The sequence below is a fragment of the Bacteroidales bacterium genome, from assembly GCA_035647615.1.
Taxonomy (GTDB): domain Bacteria; phylum Bacteroidota; class Bacteroidia; order Bacteroidales; family 4484-276; genus SABY01.
In genome coordinates this window covers 56,444-77,072 of sequence record DASRND010000003.1, presented here as the reverse complement: position 1 = coordinate 77,072, position 20,629 = coordinate 56,444, and the positions used below count along the sequence as shown (strand labels likewise).

Annotated in this window: 5 protein-coding genes; 2 read left to right on the top strand and 3 right to left on the bottom strand. The window is 48.4% G+C overall.

Annotated features, from left to right (window positions below):
- Positions 1–2 precede the first annotated feature (2 nt).
- On the bottom strand, positions 3–371 hold the full coding sequence (locus VFC92_00965) for a YccF domain-containing protein (protein HZK06746.1): 369 nt from the start codon (positions 369–371) through the stop codon (positions 3–5).
- Between the two features lie 407 nt (positions 372–778).
- Here VFC92_00965 and metG point away from each other — a divergent pair, with 407 nt between their 5' ends.
- Positions 779–2,842 carry a methionine--tRNA ligase gene (gene metG, locus VFC92_00960; GenBank protein ID HZK06745.1) on the top strand — a complete coding sequence of 688 codons (2,064 nt, stop codon included), beginning with the start codon at positions 779–781 and terminating at the stop codon, positions 2,840–2,842.
- A gap of 125 nt (positions 2,843–2,967) precedes the next feature.
- On the opposite strand, the gene VFC92_00955 is transcribed toward metG, so the two are convergent.
- Positions 2,968–5,097 (bottom strand): DPP IV N-terminal domain-containing protein, encoded by a 2,130-nt coding sequence (locus VFC92_00955; GenBank protein HZK06744.1) that lies wholly within the window; start codon positions 5,095–5,097, stop codon positions 2,968–2,970.
- 239 nt (positions 5,098–5,336) lie between these two features.
- Here VFC92_00955 and VFC92_00950 point away from each other — a divergent pair, with 239 nt between their 5' ends.
- On the top strand, positions 5,337–6,608 hold the full coding sequence (locus VFC92_00950) for a folylpolyglutamate synthase/dihydrofolate synthase family protein (protein ID HZK06743.1): 1,272 nt from the start codon (positions 5,337–5,339) through the stop codon (positions 6,606–6,608).
- Between the two features lie 88 nt (positions 6,609–6,696).
- Here VFC92_00950 and VFC92_00945 read toward each other — a convergent pair whose 3' ends face one another.
- Positions 6,697–20,595, bottom strand: a complete 13,899-nt coding sequence (locus VFC92_00945) for a T9SS type A sorting domain-containing protein (GenBank protein HZK06742.1) — start codon at positions 20,593–20,595, stop codon at positions 6,697–6,699.
- Between the last annotated feature and the right edge of the window lie 34 nt (positions 20,596–20,629).

Here is a 20,629-nt window from a genome sequence, read left to right as displayed (position 1 = left end):
GTTCACATCACCCTTCGGCCGAAAGGAGTTAGTGCCAGCGACATCATCTTAAAATGTTGCCCCGCCCAGGGGATGCCAATAATGGTGATGGCCAGCAGAAGGCCAAAAAATAAATGCGTGAGCGCAATCCAGATGCCGCCGATAAAAAACCACAGGATGTTCATCACCGTCGAGAGGCAGCCAGGCGCATGGTTCATATATTCGATTTTTTGTCCGAAAGGCCACAGCGCCAATATTCCCAGTTTGAATGCCTGCAACCCGAAAGGGATGCCGATAATGGTGATGCACAGCGCTACCCCCGCCAGAATGTATTCGATAAAAATGGCCAGCCCGCCGAAAAGCAGCCAGATAAGATTACCCAGGATTTTCATAATAGCTCCATTAATTTGTATGATGAAGACGCGAAAGTATGGTTTTTTAAAAATAGAGCCGTCAACTTGTGCTTAGTTCAAGATGCAATGGGCAAAAGAATTCATGAATCACTAACCCCGCGACTTTAGTCCGGCTATAAGACTATGCAAAATATAGTGGGCTTTAGCCCAAAATGTGGACATAAAGAATTCCGGGCTAAAGCCCGAAGGTATCTGTGCATTTTATTCTGAACCCCGCCCTGAAGGGCAGGGTTAGTAATAGCCAAAGCTAAAATCCAGCGCCATGGTTCCAGATGATGTTCCGATTTACAATACTCCCACTGCAATCATCTTCCCATTGCCCCACTTTTGCAGTGAACTCAAAACGCTATCTTTGCGCCTCTTTTTTTATAAAAATAACCGCGACAATGCATACTGACGAAACAAAGGATTTTAAAAGAACAACGGTAACTTCGGCGCTGCCCTATGCCAATGGGCCGCTGCACATTGGCCACATGGCCGGCGTTTATATTCCTGCCGACATCTACGTGCGCTACCTGCGCAGCAAAGGCGAAGAGGTGCTCTTTATCGGCGGTAGCGACGAACATGGCGTGCCCATCACCATCAAGGCGCGGCAGCAGGGAGTTAGCCCGCAGGACATCGTGGATAAATACCACGCGATGATCCGGGATTCCTTTGCCGAATTTGGCATTTCCTTCGACGTCTATTCGCGCACTTCTGCCCAAATTCATCACGAAACAGCTTCAGCTTTTTTCAAAAAACTATACGACCAGGGTAGCTTCGTCGAGAAGGTTTCCGAGCAATATTACGATGAGGAAAACCATCAGTTCCTGGCCGATCGTTACATCACCGGCACCTGTCCGCGCTGCGGCTACGAAAAAGCCTACGGCGACCAATGCGAGAAATGTGGCTCTACCCTCAGCCCCACCGAACTTATCAATCCTAAATCAGCACTCAGCGGCAACGTACCTGTGCTCAAAGAAACGCGCCATTGGTACCTGCCACTCAACGAAGATGAGCCCTGGCTGCGCAAATGGATTCTTGAAGGTCATAAAAATGACTGGAAGCCCAACGTGTATGGGCAGGTAAAATCGTGGATCGATAGCGGTCTACAGCCACGCGCCGTTACCCGCGACCTCAACTGGGGCGTAGAAGTTCCCCTACCCGGCACCGAAGGAAAAGTGCTTTATGTTTGGTTTGATGCACCCATCGGATACATCTCGGCTACGCGAGAGTGGGCACAACAAACCGGTGGCGACTGGCAAAAGTGGTGGAAAGACCCGCAGTCGCGGCTGATACATTTTATCGGCAAAGACAATATCGTGTTTCACTGCATCATCTTCCCGGCCATGCTTCACGCCGAAGGCTCCTACATTCTGCCCGACAATGTGCCGGCGTTTGAATTTTTGAATTTGGAGAACGACAAGATTTCCACCTCCAACAACTGGGCAGTTTGGCTGCACGAATATTTGGTGGATTTCCCCAACCAGCAGGATGTGCTGCGCTATGTGCTCACGGCCAATGCGCCCGAAACCAAAGATAACGACTTTACGTGGAAGGATTTTCAGACCAAAAACAACAGCGAGCTGGTAGCCATTTTGGGCAACTTTGTGAACCGTGCTTTGGTGCTTACGCAAAAATATTATGACGGCAAAGTACCGGCGGCGGGTGAATTTACGGATTATGACAAAACTGCCATCGATGACCTGGCAACTTTTCCTGAACGCATTGGTCGCAGCCTGGAGAACTTCAAATTCCGGGAATCGCTGGCTGAGATGATGAATCTTGCCAGACTGGGCAACAAGTACCTGGCCGACAGCGAACCCTGGAAGATTTATAAGACTGAACCGGAACGTGTAAAAACTATTATCAATCTGTCGCTTCAGATTTGTGCCAACCTGAGTATTGTTATCGCACCGTTTTTGCCACACACCGCCACCCGACTGGCAGCGATGCTAAATCTTCCGGAGCTGAAATGGAAAGATGCGGGAAATATACAACTGCTGCCTGACGATCACCAGCTAAACACGCCCGAATTGCTTTTTGAAAAAATAGAAGATGCCACCATCGAGCGGCAGGTGCAAAAACTGTTCGATACCAAAAAACAAAACGATGGCGTTGCACCACCAGCTGCACCGGCAAAACCCGACATCGACTATGATACCTTTTCCCGCCTCGACATACGAACCGGAACCATTTTGCAAGCCGAGAAAGTAGCCAAAACTAAAAAACTGATCAAGCTCAAAATAGATACCGGCATCGACCAGCGCACTGTAGTTTCAGGGATAGCTGAATATTTTGAACCCGAAACACTCATTGGTCGCAAGGTTAGCATACTCGTTAATCTGGCTCCCCGCACTCTGCGTGGCATCGAGTCGCAGGGCATGATACTGATGGCCGAAAACCACGACGGCTCCCTGGGTTTTGTAGCGCCACCCGATGATTTCGCGAATGGAAGTGAGATAAAATAGTGGTGTTTTAATAACAAACGGAACAAAAACGAGGAAGAAAGCACCTGCTGCTCTCTTCCTCGTTCTTTTAGAACCGAACTAACGGACTTTTTTAGACAGTCTTTCTTCCTTTTTTAAATCCCTTCCTATTTCAGATAGTTGTTGAAGAAAGTTGCGATTTTTTCAAAAAGATGCACCCGAGTCTTGCCGCCCATGTTGTGTCCGGAGCCGGGATAAACAAAATATTCCACCTGCTTGCCCGCTTCGATGGCTGCATCGAGAAACATCAGGCTGTTTTGCCACATCACGACCGGATCGTTGGTGCCATGGATCATCAGCAGATGTCCGTCGATCTGATCGGCATAGTTGAGCAGGCTGGATTTTCGGTAGCCTTCGGGATTTTGCATGGGCGTATCCATGTAGCGCTCACCATACATAGCCTCGTACCATTTCCAGTCGATAACCGGGCCACCGGCACAGGCTGCTGCGAAGATTCCCGGATGCCGCAAAAACATCGACATCGTCATAAAACCACCATAGCTCCAGCCGTCGATTCCCATACGTTCCTGATCAACATACGGCAGCGATTGCAGATATTCCACCCCTTTCATTTGATCGGCCATCTCTATTTCGCCACATTGCCGGTGAATAATGCTTTCGAATGCAAAGCCGCGGTTGGCCGATCCCCGGTTGTCGAGTGTGAAAACCACGTATCCTTGCTGCGCCATCAGGTTGAGCCAAAAACCGGCACCACCCGTCCACGACTTGTCGATGAGCTGGGCATGCGGACCTCCGTAAACATACACGAGCGCCGGGTATTTTTTTGAAGGATCAAAATCCGCGGGTTTTATCAGGCGGCACCAGAGATCGGTTTCGCTATCGTCGGCTTCAAGTGTGAAAATATCCATCTCACCCACGGCATAATCCTTCCACGGGTCGGCATCCTGCAAAAGTGTTTCGAGTGTATTTCCATTATTATCTAAAAGATAATAAGCGCGCGCCATGTCGGTGCTGCTGAAGATGTCGATAAAATATTTCATGCCATTGGAAGCGATGATAGTATGAACCCCTTCCTGCTGCGTGAGTCGTGTGGTGCGGCCGCTGCTCAGCACGGTTGCATAAAGCTGGCGCTCCAGCGGGCTGGCGGCGGTAGATTCGTAATAAACCGTTTTCCCTTCGCAGTCGAGCCCGAAAAGGTCGGTTACTTCCCATTCGCCACTGGTGATCTGGTGGATAAGTTTGCCATCGGTTTGGTAAAGATAAAGATGGTTCCATCCGTCGCGGCAGCTTTGCCAGATAAACTTCTGTGCATCGCCGGGCAGAAAATAAAGGTCGTGCTGTGGCTCCACATATCGTTCGTTTTGTTCGGTAAAGAGCGTCAGCAGATGCTGTCCGGTGGCGGCATCGTAACGGTTCATGGTAAAACAGTTCTGGTCGCGGTTGAGGATGCCCACAAAAATGCTTTTGCCATCCGGCGCCCAGGTGACGGAGGTGAGGTATTGGTTTTCTGACCCGGCAGTATTCAGATAGGTAATTTCGTTGAGTGCCGTATTAAAAATCCCCAGCTTTACCTTCTGGCTTTTGCCCCCTGCCGCCGGATAGCAGATCGGGCTGGCGGTGGCCAAAGGCTGATATAAATCCACCAACGGATAGCGCAATACTTCCGACTGGTCGGTGCGGTAAAAAGCAAGGCGACTGCCATCGGGCGACCAGAACGATCCCTGGTTTATGCCGAATTCGTTGCGCGACGGAACATGGCCGTATAGAATATCGTCGTCACCTTTGGCTATCACCGTTTCGTTTCCATCGACAGTAACATACAGACCGCTTTCGATTGTGTAAGCAACATTGAGGGTTTCTTTGCTGATTTCCAAATTGTCGGCTTCTTCGGGATAATGGTTGGCATCTTTCAGCGTGCTGTCGGCGATATTAAAAGCATAAAGATGTTGATTATCCCTGAAATAAAACCGGATTTCGTCGAGCCAGCTGATGCCGGGAAAACGACGAAGGGATTTTGCACCTGCCTTTTCAATGGCTTCGTTTAGCGCATCAAGCCGCAAAAGCGTATCGGCTGTAGCCGGATCATCGCTCTGTTTTTGGATCAAGGAATTATTGTCGATGTAGGTAAATGCTTGCGTGGAGCCACGCCACTGCAGGTTGCTGATGGATTTGGGGTAAATCTCCCGGTTCATGTAGTCGGAGTAATCGAACAGCTTGTTTTGAGCTTGTGTGGCAAAGAAGCTAAAAAGCATCAGCCCCAGAATAATCTTCTTCATTTTTGTTTTTTTTATTAATAAAAATAGAATGCGTTGTAAACAGCGGGCAAATTTATAGATTTTGGCAACAGGAGGCAAGAGGATGTTTTTTCTCCTTTTAACGTTTCTATGTCCTTCGGACGATAGAAAGTTGTCGCCTGCCCCCGACTTTCAAGCGTCCACCAGGATCTCGAAACGTCAAAAAGATGATACTACGGTTTCCCTACTTTTGCGTGGTTTTTAAAACATACAAAGTGATGATGACGTACTGTGAAACCCTCGAATATATGTTTGCCCGGCTGCCCATGTATCAGCGCATTGGCGGCGCGGCCTACAAAGCCGATCTTAATAATACGCTTTCGCTTTGCAGCCATCTGGGTAACCCCGAACGACAATTTGCTGCCGTACATGTGGCTGGCACCAATGGCAAAGGCTCTGCGAGCAATCTTGTGGCCAGTGTGCTGCAGGAAGCCGGTTTTAAAACAGGACTTTATACTTCGCCACACTACAGGGATTTCAGAGAACGCATTAAAATTAATGGCCATGAAATCCCCGAAGAAAAGGTGGTTGCCTTTATCGATCAACACCGGCACATGCTCGAAGAGATAGAGCTTTCATTTTTTGAAATGACGGTAGGAATGGCTTTTCGCTATTTTGCCGACGAGCAGGTGGATATTGCTGTGGTGGAGGTCGGTATGGGCGGACGGCTGGATTCGACCAACGTGATCACGCCATTGGTATCGGTGATCACAAACATTGGTTTGGACCATACCCAATTTTTGGGCGACAGCCTGACAAAAGTTGCAACTGAAAAAGCCGGCATCATTAAGCAAGGGGTTCCGGTGGTAATTGGCGAAACGCAGCCGGAGATAAAAACCACTTTTGACATGATTGCCCGCGAGCGCTCCGCTCCTATAACCTATGCCGACCAGAACTGGCAGACAACTTTTAACGAACAGCAACACGTAGAAATCAAATATCAACACCAGCCTTTTCTGACAACTAAACTACCGCTGCAAGGAAGTTATCAATACAAAAATTTGTGCACCGCACTCGAAGCCATTCGTCAGCTCGACAATACCCGTTTTAAAATTTCTAAAGAAATCATAGCTGCCGGGATCGAGAATGTGGTTGCTAATACCGGCATACGTGGCCGGTGGCAGGTTCTTTCCACCCGGCCGCTCACCATCGCCGACAGCGGCCATAATGCACATGGTTTACAAATGGTTGTGGATAACATTAACGCTACGCCTCATCGTGAGCTTCACATGGTTATTGGTGTGGTAAATGATAAAAACCTGGATGCTATGATGAAGCTGCTGCCCAAAGATGCTCGTTATTATTTCTGTAGAGCAAACATTCCGCGCGCCTTGCCTGCCGAAGAGCTGGCGCAGATGGGTGCAAAGTGGCAGCTTCGCGGCACAGCTTACCCTACCGTCCGTGAAGCCTGGCAGGCCGCCCGGCAGCAGGCGCATCCCGACGACCTGATCTTTATTGGCGGAAGCACCTTTGTAGTGGCAGAGGTGGTGTAACTCTGTTTTCCAACCTGCATTTGAACTGAAATCATTCATAAAAAAACCCGGAGCATGCCCCGGGTTTTTTATCAGAATCAGAAAAGAATTAGTTCACAATCAGCTTGCGATGGATTACGTGCGTTTCGTTGTAAATACGCATGTAAATAACCCCGGAAGCAAAAGATGATACATCAACAGCCACACGATCATTACCACCTATGGCCGATTGGCATGGGATGGTTTGCAGCACCTGTCCGTTGACGTTTCGAAGTTCTATCTGCATATCACTTTTTACACCCGAAACAAACACTACTCCTGACGCCGGGTTGGGATAAACAGAAATTGGCTTAGCATCATCGGGCGTAAGGATAGCCGTTGCCGAAGCTTTGTGGATAGCCGACACGCCTCCCGAAACGAACCTTCCGTTGTGGCAGGCATACGCCTGATCGTAGGAAATTTCCAAAGCGAATTGCTCACCGGTTGATGGACGAACCACTTCAAACCGGATGATTTCATTTTCGGTAAAACCATCTGTTGCGTTAGTGAGCGCATCATCGCCGAAAAGAACGATGGCATTTCCAAAATCACTCATTTGATGCGCTCCGGCACAAATTCCGGAAGCAGTAAATGCGCCCAGGATATCGCCAGGCTGAAGCATGGCAGCCAGATCGTCGTGGATGGCAATGCTGTGCGAGGCCGGCGAATAGTTGACATCGTTCCAGGGGGTGTCATATGTGGGTTGCAGATGTGCTGCTCCGACTGACGATTTTAATCCGTCACAATCGGCAAAGGTCATACTGAAAGGTTGGAGTGCTCTAATTTCGTAAGCACGACCCGATTGCAACTCACCAATGGTGTTGATGCCAAATGACGGCCAATATACACCTGTCCCGGCGATCTCTTTTATCACCTGAATTTGTGTATCAAAATCAGCAAACAAAGTAGCGATATCCACGGGACAGCTGCTGATCACAGGAAGGTAATTCCATCCTGCAAACATTTCGATAGTGCGATTGGTGTTGTTATTACCCGCCAGCTTAAAGGTCACGTCATTAACAAATTTCACCGTATACCCGGTTTGTGTGTTCCACAAATTCAAGGTATTAACGTTTACTTGCGGATAATACATCCCGCTATAGTTCCGTGCCAGGATGAGGTCATCCTGATAAGGAGCAAAGATCGCTTCGATGTCGGGGTTGCCCGGAACGATCCAGGACGATATTCCGCTCCAACCCGCCGGAACCATTACTGTTTGTTGTTCATATACTTCCAGATAAACCACGTTACTGCAGATGGTTCCACAAGCATTGCTAACTTCACAATAATAATACCCCTCGTCCTCGGCGACAGCCTGATCAATAAGCAACTTCGGCAATCCACTGCCATCTTTCATTCCATCCGGGCCATACCATTGGTATCTTGTTGCATACTCAACTTCCACATTAAATATGATTCTTTCGCCAATGACTACATAGGTATCGGTAAGATTAATAAGGAAAGTTGGCAATGGATCAATGGTGAGTACAAAGCTGCTGCTAACTGGATTTGTACACGGTGCCAGAGCAAAAGCGGTAAGCGTTAGTTTAGCTTCACCATTTGCCGCATCGCTGGCGCCAGGCGAATACATCGTTATGAGAGCAGAGGCATCATCAAAAGTCCCGTCGCCGCTGGTAGTCCAGAGTAGGCTTGCATAATTTTCGGCGTAAGCCAGGGAGGTTTCAATTACACATCCCTCGCATACGGTTTTATCCGAACCAGCTTCTGCCAGCGGACCAGCAAGCTTTGTTATCGTCAGGCTGTCGATAGCACAGGCATATTCGTCAAAAGCACTGGCCTGAAGATAGAGTGTAATTTCATCAGCTTCCTGGTCGGCAGCACCTAAATTATAGCTACCCTTAGCAGAATTGGGATGATTAAAGGTACCATCGCCGCTGGTAGTCCATTGCAAAGTGTTGTAATAGGTTGCAGAACCCGATAAGGCAACAATGCTATCGTTTCCACAGATGATGACGTTTGCACCTGCATCAACCTGGGCATCCTCTCCGGTCTCTGAAAAGGAGAGAGCCATCTCATCGGTATCTTCAAGAATGCATGGATTAATTGAGGCAACAGCCATGATCAAATGAATGGTGTCCTGATAATAATCGAAGGACGACGGAAAGTAGCCAGCATTTACGGAAGTACTGTTTAGGAACGTGCCCATTCCGTTGGTAGTGTACCACAAAATCATCGAAGCGTTTTCAGCCCAGGCATCTGTGATTTCATACGGCATGCCTTCCGGGATGGTATTGCTACCACCGGCATAAGCAACAGCGTTTTGCAGAATGGTCAGCTCCAGAAAATCGGTAGCATCCTGGCATGGAGGAACTGCAAAAGCATTTACGCTAAGTGTAACTTTTCCGACAGCATCGTCAGTTGGTCCCGGGAAATAGTCAGGATGTTGCAGGGTGGCGTTATCGAAGGTACCATCACCAGAGGTTTTCCACAGAACAGATTCAGCAAAGTATATCTCTGCATTTTCCATTTCAATGCTTTGGCCTGTGCAAATCGTCAAATCGGCGCCTGCATCAGCTTCGGCATCGATACATCCAGTTCTCTCAATTGTCAACATCATTTCATCAGTTGCCGACACGTTGCATGGATTTTCCGGTTCAGCTTCGAGCGTCAGCATTACGCCGTCTTGCCCAAAATCATAATTACTTGGCGTATAAATGGTGTTGAGATCATTTACATCGGTAAACACACCGTTTCCGGAAGTATGCCAGATGATCTGGCTGTAATTTTCGGCGGAGGCATCCTGCAGCTGGTAGCTATCTCCCTGCTCAATGGTTGCATCCACGCCGGCATAAGCTACCGGAATGTCAACAATGGAAAGGGTAAGACACTCAGAAACCGCGTCGCAATTTGCTTTTCCAAAAGCTGTGAGACAAAGTTCAGCACCGCCATTGCTGATGTCGGCAGTGCCGGGGAAATATTTAGAAGATAAAGCGCCGGTATTGGCAAAGGTACCATCTCCATTGGTGCTCCACAGCACCGCCTGCTGGTTGGCAGCCTGCCCCTGCAGCGAAACCTGATTTCCGCCACAACTCACGATATCTGCACCCGGATTTACGGTGGGCGATTTCATGATGGTGAGTTTCATGCAATCGTTTACAGCACCACATGGCGACTGACCAATGGCTTGCAGGCAAAGATTTACATAACCAACCACAACATCGTTGGTACCCGGAGTGTAAGCGGTAACAGCTGATGCAGGGTTATCAAAAGTACCATCCCCATTGGTAGCCCATTGCATGGAGATGGTATTTTGTGCTGATCCATTCAAAAGATAAGGAGTAGTTTGGCAGGTAGTTGCATCAGCACCGGCATTGGCTACAGGTACCGGAACAAACGTAACTGCGACGGCATCCGTGACGTAGCCGCATCCGTTGGCTCCATTTGCTCTGATAGTTAGCTGAACGAAACCATTATTTTTATCAGCCTGGCTTGGGAAATAAGTGGGGTTCAATATCTGTGGATTACTAAAACTACCCGTCCCACTGGTACTCCAAAATACGGATGAGTATTCGGTGGCAGCTGCCTGTAGTGGTACATTTTGATTGGCACACAACGTTACATCATTTCCGGCAAAAGCTGTTGGGCCGGGCTGGAAAGTCATTTCAACACAATCACTCACCGGATCGCAAATGCCATTACCATTTGCTGTAAGGCACAGTTCCACACTTAAATTTACATAATCTGCTGCACCCGGATAATAGATTGTGGTAAGAGCAGATGAATTTCCAAAAGTACCGTCTCCGCTGGTCGACCAAAGCACTGACGTTACGTTTGTGACTACGCCCGAAACAGTTGCATTTTGATTCACGCAAAGTGTCTGATCAATTCCCGCATCAGCCGTCGGCGGAGCTTCCAGAGTAACGATCAGGCAATCCTGCGATTGACCACAACCATTTGCTGCAAAAGCATTGAGGCAGAGTTTTACACTTCCGACAGCAATATCATTAGCGCTGGGAGCATAGGTGCCGAGGAGTGCCGTGCTGGCACTGAAGGTTCCGTCGCCATCCGACATCCATTGCAGCGTTTCATAGTTATTGGCTTGTGCCGAAAGCTCCACGATACCGGTGTTGCAAATCGTAACATCGTTGCCGGCTGTTACTTCCGGCAGGCTGATAATGGTTAGCTGCATGCAGGCTTGTGCGTTACCGCAATCATAAAGTCCTATGGCGGTAAGGCATAATTGAGCGCCTCCTGTTTCTATGTCGTTGGTACCCGGAAAATATACCGAAGTGAGCGTCTGTGGCGTTGCAAAAGTTCCATCGCCTGTAGTGCTCCAAAATACCGATTGATAATGAGTAACAAAACCTTCAACAGTTATGCTTTGATCCGGACAGATGGAAGCATTTTCCATTGCAGCTACTTCCGGAACAGGTTGCAGTGTAATGTGCAAATCGTCGGTGCTTTGTGTACAAGGTAAAATTCCCTGCGCGGTGATGGTGAGATTGGCAAAGCCATTTGAAACATCATTTACACCCGGAAAATAAATAGCTTGTGGCAGTGCGGCATCATCAAAAGTTCCATCGCCTATGGTTATCCACAATATGCTGCTGTAATTTGTTCCCGTGGCATTCAATTGCGCAAAGTTGCTTTCGCAGATGGTGAAATCCGTTCCGGCATTAATCACAGGCAAGAGTTGAATGGTAAGCAACATTTCATCTGTTGCATCGGCACATACGCCATCAGCGAAAGCTGTAAGTATCAGCACTGCGCTTCCTTGGCTGATGTCTGCAGCTCCCGGCGTGTAAATGGCAGCGGGTGAAGCTGCATTATCAAACGACCCGTCGCCCAGGGTGCTCCATGCGATGCTGCTGTGGTTTTCTGCATTAGCTGATAGCTGATAATTTTGGTTTTGACAAATCACAGCATTAGCACCTGCGTTAGCAACCGGGCTGCTTTCGATAACAATTTCGATACAGGAATAAGCATCAACACAGGCAGCAGCTGAAACCGCGGTCAGACACAACTCTGCAAATCCATTCTGCAGATCAGTTTCACCGGGTGTGTACATTGCGCTAAGCGCCGAAGGATTACTGAATACGCCGTCGCCGCTGGTACTCCACGACAGGCTGGCATAATTGGCAGCAGTGGCCGACAACTGCACCTGGTCGCCCGCACAAATATGCTGGCTATTGCCTGCATTGGCGGTGGGTACAGGTAAGATTGTAATCAGCATATCGCTGACAGCGTCGCCGCAATTCCCTGATGAGAATGCGGTGAGGCTGATTTCTACCTGACCGAGCGTAAGATCTCCGGCTCCCGGCAAATAAGTGGTGTTGAGTGCAGCAGCATTGCCAAAGATTCCGTCGCCGCTGGTTTCCCACAGCAGGCTTTCATATCCGGAAGCCTGACCAAAAAGACTGGCAATTTCCGTTTCACAAATGGTAAGATCGCTTCCAGCATTGGCGTAAGCCGACGGAATTAGCGTAAGCATAAACGAACTTGCATCTGGAGCGCATCCCTCCAGAGGATATGCGATCAGTTGCAGCTCAATGGTTTCGGCGTCAATATCACCCGACCCTGGATAATAAATTGTATTGAGTGCGGTTGCATCTTCAAAAGTGCCATCACCCGAAGTCGTCCATTCCAGGCTTTGGTATTCGGCAGCAAAAGCTTCAAAAATTAGGTATTCATCGTTGCCACAAATGGTAGCATCTTCCCCGGCATAAACAATAGGATCGGGATTGAAAGTAACGTGTAAGGTATCATACACCGTTGGGCAAGGGCTTTTAGTGGCCGCCAGAATCAAATCTACATACCCATCAATTTTATCGTACCTGCTGAAGATATATTTCGTCACAAGTTGATTGGTCGGATCGAAATATCCCTGTCCGGTGGAAATCCATTGATAATTATCACCGTTAATAACAATACCCTCCAGTTGAATAAAATCTTCTGTAGTACAAATGGTGACATCCTCACCGGCATTTACAATGGGAACGGTGCCAAAGGTAATTTCTATGCAATCAGTGGCGTCGTTGCATTCGCCATTAGCGAAAGCGGTGAGGCAAAGCTGAACATTTCCATTAACGAGGTCGGCGGTGCCGGGGAAATAAGTAGCATCAATATTTGCGGAAGCATCGAAGGTTCCATCGCCATTGGTATTCCACTCTACTCCGGTATGGTTTTGAGCTGTTGCGCTAAGCGCTATGGCGCCGCCATAACAAACGGTGAGATCAGTGCCGGCATCAGCAATAGCATCCTGGCAATCGGGTGTAATGGTAAGCTGCTTCTCGTCGCTCGCTGCAACGGTGCAAGGATTTATCGGAGCTGCCTGGAGCGTGAGCGTTACTTGCTGTTGCTGCTCGTCAAATGCTGACGGCGTGTAGGTGGTGTTTAGCTCACCGGCATTCCCAAAGATACCATCCCCGCTTGTGATCCACTGTACTGCTGAATGAAATTGTGCGGTGGCGTCGTTGATGAGATATTGCTGGCCGGTAATAGCTACTGCATCCTGACCGGCATTAGCTATCGGGTTTCGTTGTATTGTGATAGTCATGCAACTTGTGTTTTCGGGGCATCCCATCAATCCTTGTGCAGTAAGGCACAGCTTAACGCTGCCGGAAAGTATATCGGCTGCTCCGGGAGTGTATTTCGCCTGCAACAGCGTGGCATTATCAAAGTTGCCGTCGCCTGCAGTGGTCCATAGTACACTTGCAAAGTTTGATGCTGTACCCTGGAGCAAATGTGAACTGCCGGCACATACTGCTGCATCAATCCCGGCACTAACTCCCGGAACTGGCACAAAGGTTACCGTCATGCAGTCGCTGGCCGAAAAACATTCGCCATAGCCTTCGGCTTCCAGACATAGCGTAACGCTGGGAACTATTACATCTCCGGGTCCCGGATAATAAGTGGCCTGCGGTGTATTGCCATTTACAAATACGCCATCGCCTGTGGTGGTCCAGGTAAGTGATGCGTAATTACTTGCTGTGCCATAAAGCTGCAGATTATCCGTGCTGCACACCGTCATGTCGTTTCCTGCCCAAACTTGAGGCATTTCATCAAAATAAAGTACAATCTGATCGGTGGCAGGGGCATAGGTACCGAAAGCTGCTACCGACATGGTTAGGGTTACCGATCCATTGGCGAGATCCTGTTCTGAAGGATAATATTGGGGGCGGCTGATGTGATCATAATTGAAAGTTCCAGTGCCGCCGGTACTCCACAGGATGCTGCTAAAGTTTTCAGCTACCGCTTCTGTAAGGGAAACCTCCTCAGTTTCGAGGCCCTTGCAGAGGTGCATGTCGGCTCCGGCATAGGCCGTTGCGTTGGCATAACCGTTTACAAATTTCACAGCTACCATGTCTTCGTCACCAATCTCACATGGGCTCATTGGCGAAACAGCCATGTATAGGAATATTTCGCTTTGCGTAATGTCCATGGGTGAGGCATAGTAGGTAGGATGCAAAATATTTTCTTTGTCGAACATTCCCATTCCGTTGGAAGTGTACCATTGAATGGTTTCATAATTTTCAGCAAAAGACTCATGAAGGGGGCAGCCTTCGTCGATGGGAACCGTGTTATCCGATCCGGCAAACGCTATGGGCAGGTGCTGAAAGGTAAGCGTAAGGCAATCGGTGATGCTTTGACCGGCATCGTTGCCAAAAGCTTTCAGGCACAGTGTTATCGGTCCGTTGAAAGCATCAGATGAACATGGGATATAAATAGGATTCAGAGCTGTAGCATCGTCAAAAGTTCCGTTGCCGCTGGTGCTCCATTGCAGTGTGCTGTAGTTGATGGCCTGAGCTGCAAGTTGCAAATTCTGGCCTGAACAAATCACAGCATCATCCCCCGCATCTGCCATAAGATCCAGGATGTTGATGGTTAACAAAAGCGCATCGCTTACAGACGCGGTACATGGGTTTTTGGGTAATGCAGTAAGGGTAAGTGTCACCGGCTGGTTTTGGCAATCGGCCTGCGACGGAGTGTAGGTAGTGACTGCCTGCAGCGGGTTAGCAAAAGTTCCGCTTCCCGAAGTGCTCCATTCTAACCAGGAGTAGTTCTGGGCATTAGCCTGAAGGGTTTGAAAGCTGCTGCCCTGATCGATGGTGGCATCGTTGCCGGCAAAAACCACCGGGTTCTTTTGCAGGGTGAGCACCATACAATCGTTAGCAATTCCACACCCTGACAGTCCCTGAGCATTCAGGCATATCACCACATTTCCGGCTGAAATATCCCCATTTCCCGGATAATATTGAGCGTTGGCTCCGGATGTATTGGTAAATGTACCATCGCCTGCTGTTGTCCACTGTAGTGAGCTATAATTTGCAGCGTTGCCCGTGAGCAGCAATGTTTTGTTTTGGCAAAGCGTGGCATCGGCTCCGGCATTTACTGTGGGGAGCGCTATGATGTCGATTTCTAAACAATCCATCACTTCGCCGCAGGGTTCGGTACCCACAGCAGTGAGGCACAAAGTGACGCCTCCGGAGGATAAGTCGGTAGCGCCGGGTGTGTACATTGCGCTAAGCGCCGACGGATTGCTGAAAATCCCGTCGCCATTGGTGCTCCATAACAAACCGTCGTAATTGGCGGCTGTGGCCGATAATTGCACCTGCTCACCTGCACAAATTTGCTGGTTGTTGCCGGCATTGGTGAAGGGCGCAGGTAAGATGTTAATTTGTAATTCGCTGAAATCGTCTCCGCAATTGCCTGCAGCGTAAGCCGTGAGGCTAATTTCCAAGTACCTGAGAGTAAGATCACCGGCTCCCGGGAAATAGATAGTGTTCAAAGCAGCAGCGTTAGCAAAGGTGCCGTCGCCGGTGGTTTCCCACAATAAGCTTTCATAATTGGCAGCCTGGCCTGTAAGGCTCACAGTTCCCGTTTCGCAGATGGTGCGATCTTCGCCTGCATTGGCGTAAGCCGAAGGAATCAGCGTAAGCGTGTGGCTGCTTTGTGCCTGCTGGCAATCTGACTGGCCGTCAGCCGCCAGCGTTAGTGTTACTGTGCCGGCAGCCGCGTCGATAGTACCTGCAGTGTAGGTAGCATGAAGCATCGAGGCATCATCAAAAGTACCATCGCCATTGGTACTCCAGAGCAGTGCCGAAAAATCCGTTGCGGTAGCATCATTATTTGTAAAGGGCTGGCTTGCGCAAATGGTAGCATCGGCGCCGGCGGAAACGAGCGGTGGGTTGAGGAGGGTTATGGTCATTGTGTCAGCGGCGGTACCGCATGCAGCATTAGTGACTGCAAAGATCAACTGTACTTCGCCCACTTCTTTGTCCAGGCCACTAAAGAAGTATTTGGGGGTGCTACTTGTCGGCGGAACAAAATAGCCCGTTCCCAGCGTTATCCACTGAAACGACTCGTTGTTTTGTGCCTGACCATTTAGCTTTACGAAAGCATTGGTTTTACATGTCGAAATATCAGGACCGGCATTTGCAATCGGAGCCTTCCCAAAGGTGATGTTTAAGTAGTCGGTGGCGTCGTTGCATTCGCCATTAGCAAAAGCTGTAAGACAAAGCTGAACATTGCCATTAGCGAGGTCGGCTGTGCCGGGGAAATAAGTAGCATCAATATTTGCGGAAGCATCGAAGGTTCCATCGCCATTGGTATTCCAGAGCACTGAAGTCTGGTTTTGCACAACTCCTCCCAAGTCAACATTGGCCGATTCGCATACTGTTCTGTCGGGACCAACATCAACCGTGGCGTCTTCGCATCCATTCACGAAAGTGATCACCAAATCATCCTGAATACTACCCATGCAAGGGCTTTTTGAGTAGGCCGTCAGCGTAAGCGTTACAACCATGTTTTGACAATCCATTTGTCCGGGCGTGTAGATGGTCGACAATTTCAAAGGATTCGTAAAGGTGCCGTCGCCGGAAGTACTCCATAATAATGATGAAAAATTATAGGCCTGAGCCACATTTGTATTATAAAGATCACCGACGATGAGTGTTAAATCCGATCCCGCAAAAATCGTTGGCAATGGTTGAAAGTGTAGGGTCATGCAATCAGAAACGGCGGGGCAGCTCTGAAGGCCTTCGGCACTGAGGCATAATTGAACCTGACCGGCAACTCTATCGGCTGTGCCCGGTAAATATGTTGTTTTTAATTGATTGGGAATGGCAAAGCTGCCATCTCCGGAGGTTGTCCATTGAAGGGCTTCGGTATTGGAGGCCGCTCCGTTTGTATTAAATGATTGATTGACACAAATTGTAGCGTCAATTCCTGCATCCACCGTAGCAGGTTGGATAAGGACGATTTTTATTTGATCTGTGGCATCATTGCAAACGCCTGTGCCCCTGGCCAAAAGATTTAAAATTACAAAGCCATTTTGGGCATCTCCATTTCCGGGTGTATAGTTTGGATGCAGCTGAGTGGCATTGCTAAAAGTGCCGTCACCTTGCGTAGTCCAAAGCAGCGATGCGTGATTTTGTGCTGTCGCTGCCGCCAGAGTTATGGGTGTATTTGGATAGTAGCAGATTTCCATATCTGCTCCGGCAACAGCTGTGGCGTCTTCACATCCGGAAGTAACGATGAGATTTATTTCATCAGAAACAGATGTAATACAGGGATTGATAGGTGCTGCTGTAAGAATAAGGGTAACAACACCGGCATAATAGTCAGCTTCCACCGGAACGTATGTTGCCTTAATAGCATTTGCATTTTGAATGATACCATCGCCATTAGGTGTTGTCCACAGCGTGCTGTTGGTATGTATTGCTGATGCTTCATTGGTTTTAAAGCTGCTGCCGAGAGCCACTTGTCCGTCGTTGCCGGCATTCACCACAGGATTTTTAATAATGGAAACAGTGAGGGAACCGGTTACATTGTTGCAAGCATTTCCGGAAATTGCAGTTAAGTGAAGCACCGCCTTGCCATTCGTAATGTCAAGGTTACCGGGTGTATAGGTGGTTGATAAGGATGATGCATTAGCGAAAACGCCATTTCCATCCGAACTCCAAATAACGGATTGGGCGTTGGTAGCTGTTCCGTTAAGCTGCACACTTTGTTGTTCGCAAACGATGATATTGTTGCCAGCAACAACGATTGGCGAAACCGATAAAGTGATCAGCTTGCTATCCTCAGCGGTTATCTGGCAAGGCGTCATGGGCAGCGCTTTTAGTGTAAGTGTGACGCCGCCATTTGTTACATCTTGATCGGAGGGATGATAAGTTGTGTTCTTTGCATATTTGTTTGCAAAAGTGCCGCTACCGGTGGTTTCCCAAACCAAAGAATTATAGTTGGTTGCGGTGCCGCTTATCGCAATGGGCTCTCTTTCGCAGGAAACAATATCGATACCTGCATTGCAAACCGGATTTTTGAATATTTTAGCCACAAGCTGATCTGCTGCAGAAACTGTACATGGTTGTATGGCTGCTGCTGTTAGTGTAAACGTTACGGTTCCTGACTGCACATCGCCGTTTCCGGGAATATAGCTGGTTGCTAATTGTTGCGGGTTTGCAAAAACGCCGTCTCCTGTTGTCGTCCAAAGGATACTACCATTGTGCTGGGCAGTTCCGTTAACCGGAACTTGCGTTCCCTGGCAAACGGTGACGTCGTTTCCTGCATTTGCCACAGGCGCATGTTTTATCTGTATCGTTTTACTCTTCGTGGCATTGCCCGAACAAGGCGCAACCGAAGCTGCCGTAACGGTAATCACCACGCTGCCATTGGCTATGTCCACCGTTCCTGGAGTATATTGCGGGTTTATTATTGAAGTGTTGTTAAAGGCCCCGTTGCCGGAGGATGTCCACATCAGAGAAGCATAATGTGAGGCTGTAGCCGAGAGATTTATTGCTTGTGTTTGACAAACTGCCGTCAGCGCAATAATCTTATTCACAACTGCAGGTTGGAGGATAGTCACGGTCTTGTGATCAGGATTTCCGTTTACAAAAGGTGGCTCACCAAAGGGTGTGAGTGTTAGTACTACCTCACCGGACGCTTCGTCGTCAGTTCCGGGGGTGTATTGCGTTGTCAGTTGATTGGCGTTGGAAAAGGTGCCATCGCCCGAGGTAGACCAAAGCACTGAAACGTAATTGGAGGCACTGCCTTGTAAAGTTACCGTGGTGGCACCACAGATCGTTAAATCCGGGCCTGCATTGGCTTTAGCACCTTCTACAAGACTAACCATTAGTTCATCTTGTGCTGGTGTGGCGCAGGGTGCCAGCGGGTTGGCCTGTAAACCGAGAATGACGGTACCAATCTCGATATCATCCGGTCCCGGATAATAATTTGTAGCAGCTTGCTGAGCCTCGGCAAAAGTTCCATCGCCTGAAGTTGACCATTGTAAAGATGAATAGGAAGAAGCAGTGGCATTAAGCGGAATTATATCAGTGTTGATGATGGCAAAATCATCGATAGCATTTACTGTCGGTTCGGGTTTAATCCAAAGATCCATCCTCGAGTATTTGGATCCTGTGCACGGAGCAATAGAGGTAACGCACAAGGTTAGACGTGGTTTGCCTGTGATTTTGTCATTAGGTCCGGGGGTATAGGTGGTAATTAATTGGGTGTCGTCAGAAAAGGTGCCGTCACCGCTGGTAGACCACTTTACGGTATTTTGATAAGAAGCGGTAGCACAGGTGGTGTAGGTTTCGTTGGCACAAATGGTTGCACCGACTCCAGCAAAGCATACTGCAGGTTTATTAATCTGGAGGTAAGTTTCGTCAACAAAAGTAGCATCACAAGGCGACTGTCCGTAACCGGTAAGCGTAAGCCGGACAGAGGAATGCATATTTCCGTATGTGCCATTAGTGTAGGTTGTAACAAGTGAGGTAGGATTGCTAAAAGTTCCGTTACCATCCGTTTGCCACAAAAGTCCCGAAACATTAGTCGCTGTTGCTTCAATATCAACAGGGATTTCCTGGCAGGTGAAAAGTCCTTGAGGGATTGTAACCTGAGGAGACGGGAAAAGTGTTATCTCCATCTGATCTGTAGCAACAGCAGTGCAAGGCGCCAATGGCAGGCCGGAGATATTGAGAGTTACTCCACTATTATTCAGATCACCTCCACCAAAAAAATAAAAAGTATTGGCTGCGTTACTATTTTCAAAAGTGCCATCACCGGATGTTGCCCATTGAACTTCGGAAACATTCTGAGCTAATGGTGCGAGCAAAATTCTATCGATACCGCATACCTCTATATCCATCCCGGCATCTACCATGGATGAATGGTTTATGCAGATGGGGATAATACTGCTTGCGGTAGCATTGCCCATAGAAGCCCGAACCTTAAAAACAGTATTTTCGGTAACGTTTGCTGATGGACTCTTTAGTGAGGAGGAAAAACCGGGAGGGTCAGAGGTCCAGCTATAAGTGATGTTCCCGAATCCGGTGATGATTTCAGCATCCAGCAATGCTGTACCCTGATTGCAAAAAAACTCCTTGTCAGCTGTGGCGCGAACGATTATGTCCTCATAACAATTCATCTTTACGATTCCGATCAGGCTAAGTGGATACCATTTATTAATCATCAAATAATCGGGACTAAGTTGAATTTCGTCCACATCGAATTCAGCCATAAGATCATAGGAAAACAACTTGTAGTGAATGGTTTCACCCCATGCGAAACCTTCTTTGACAGGTGTTTGCGGATCGTCGCCAAATATTGAAAAAACTATCCCGGAAGTGTCAGGCCAATAAATGGCTCCGGCACACTGGTACTCGCCCTGGTCATTGATGAAAAAGCCGCCTATAGCATCGTTTTGCTTCAGCGGAATCCCGTTGATGCTGGGTTTGGCCTCACGTGCCACGTACACACCGGTAATATTTCCGGTGTTTACCGGCACGTCCCATCCCGGAGGATAAACAAACGGGGCTTTGGTATTGTAATTTTGCAGTAAAGAATCAAGAATTCTGATTCTGTTAATAGTAACCCCAGGCTCTTCTTGAGTTAGTTCACCAGATGGCTGAGAATAATTTTGTGCGTTGAGTGTGGTTGAAGTGCATATTACTAGCGCCAAGGCATAAATCACCCCCCTGGTAATCCAGTTGTAAAATAAATTCATGATTTCCCCTTTTTTAGTCATTGTCAAACTCTGC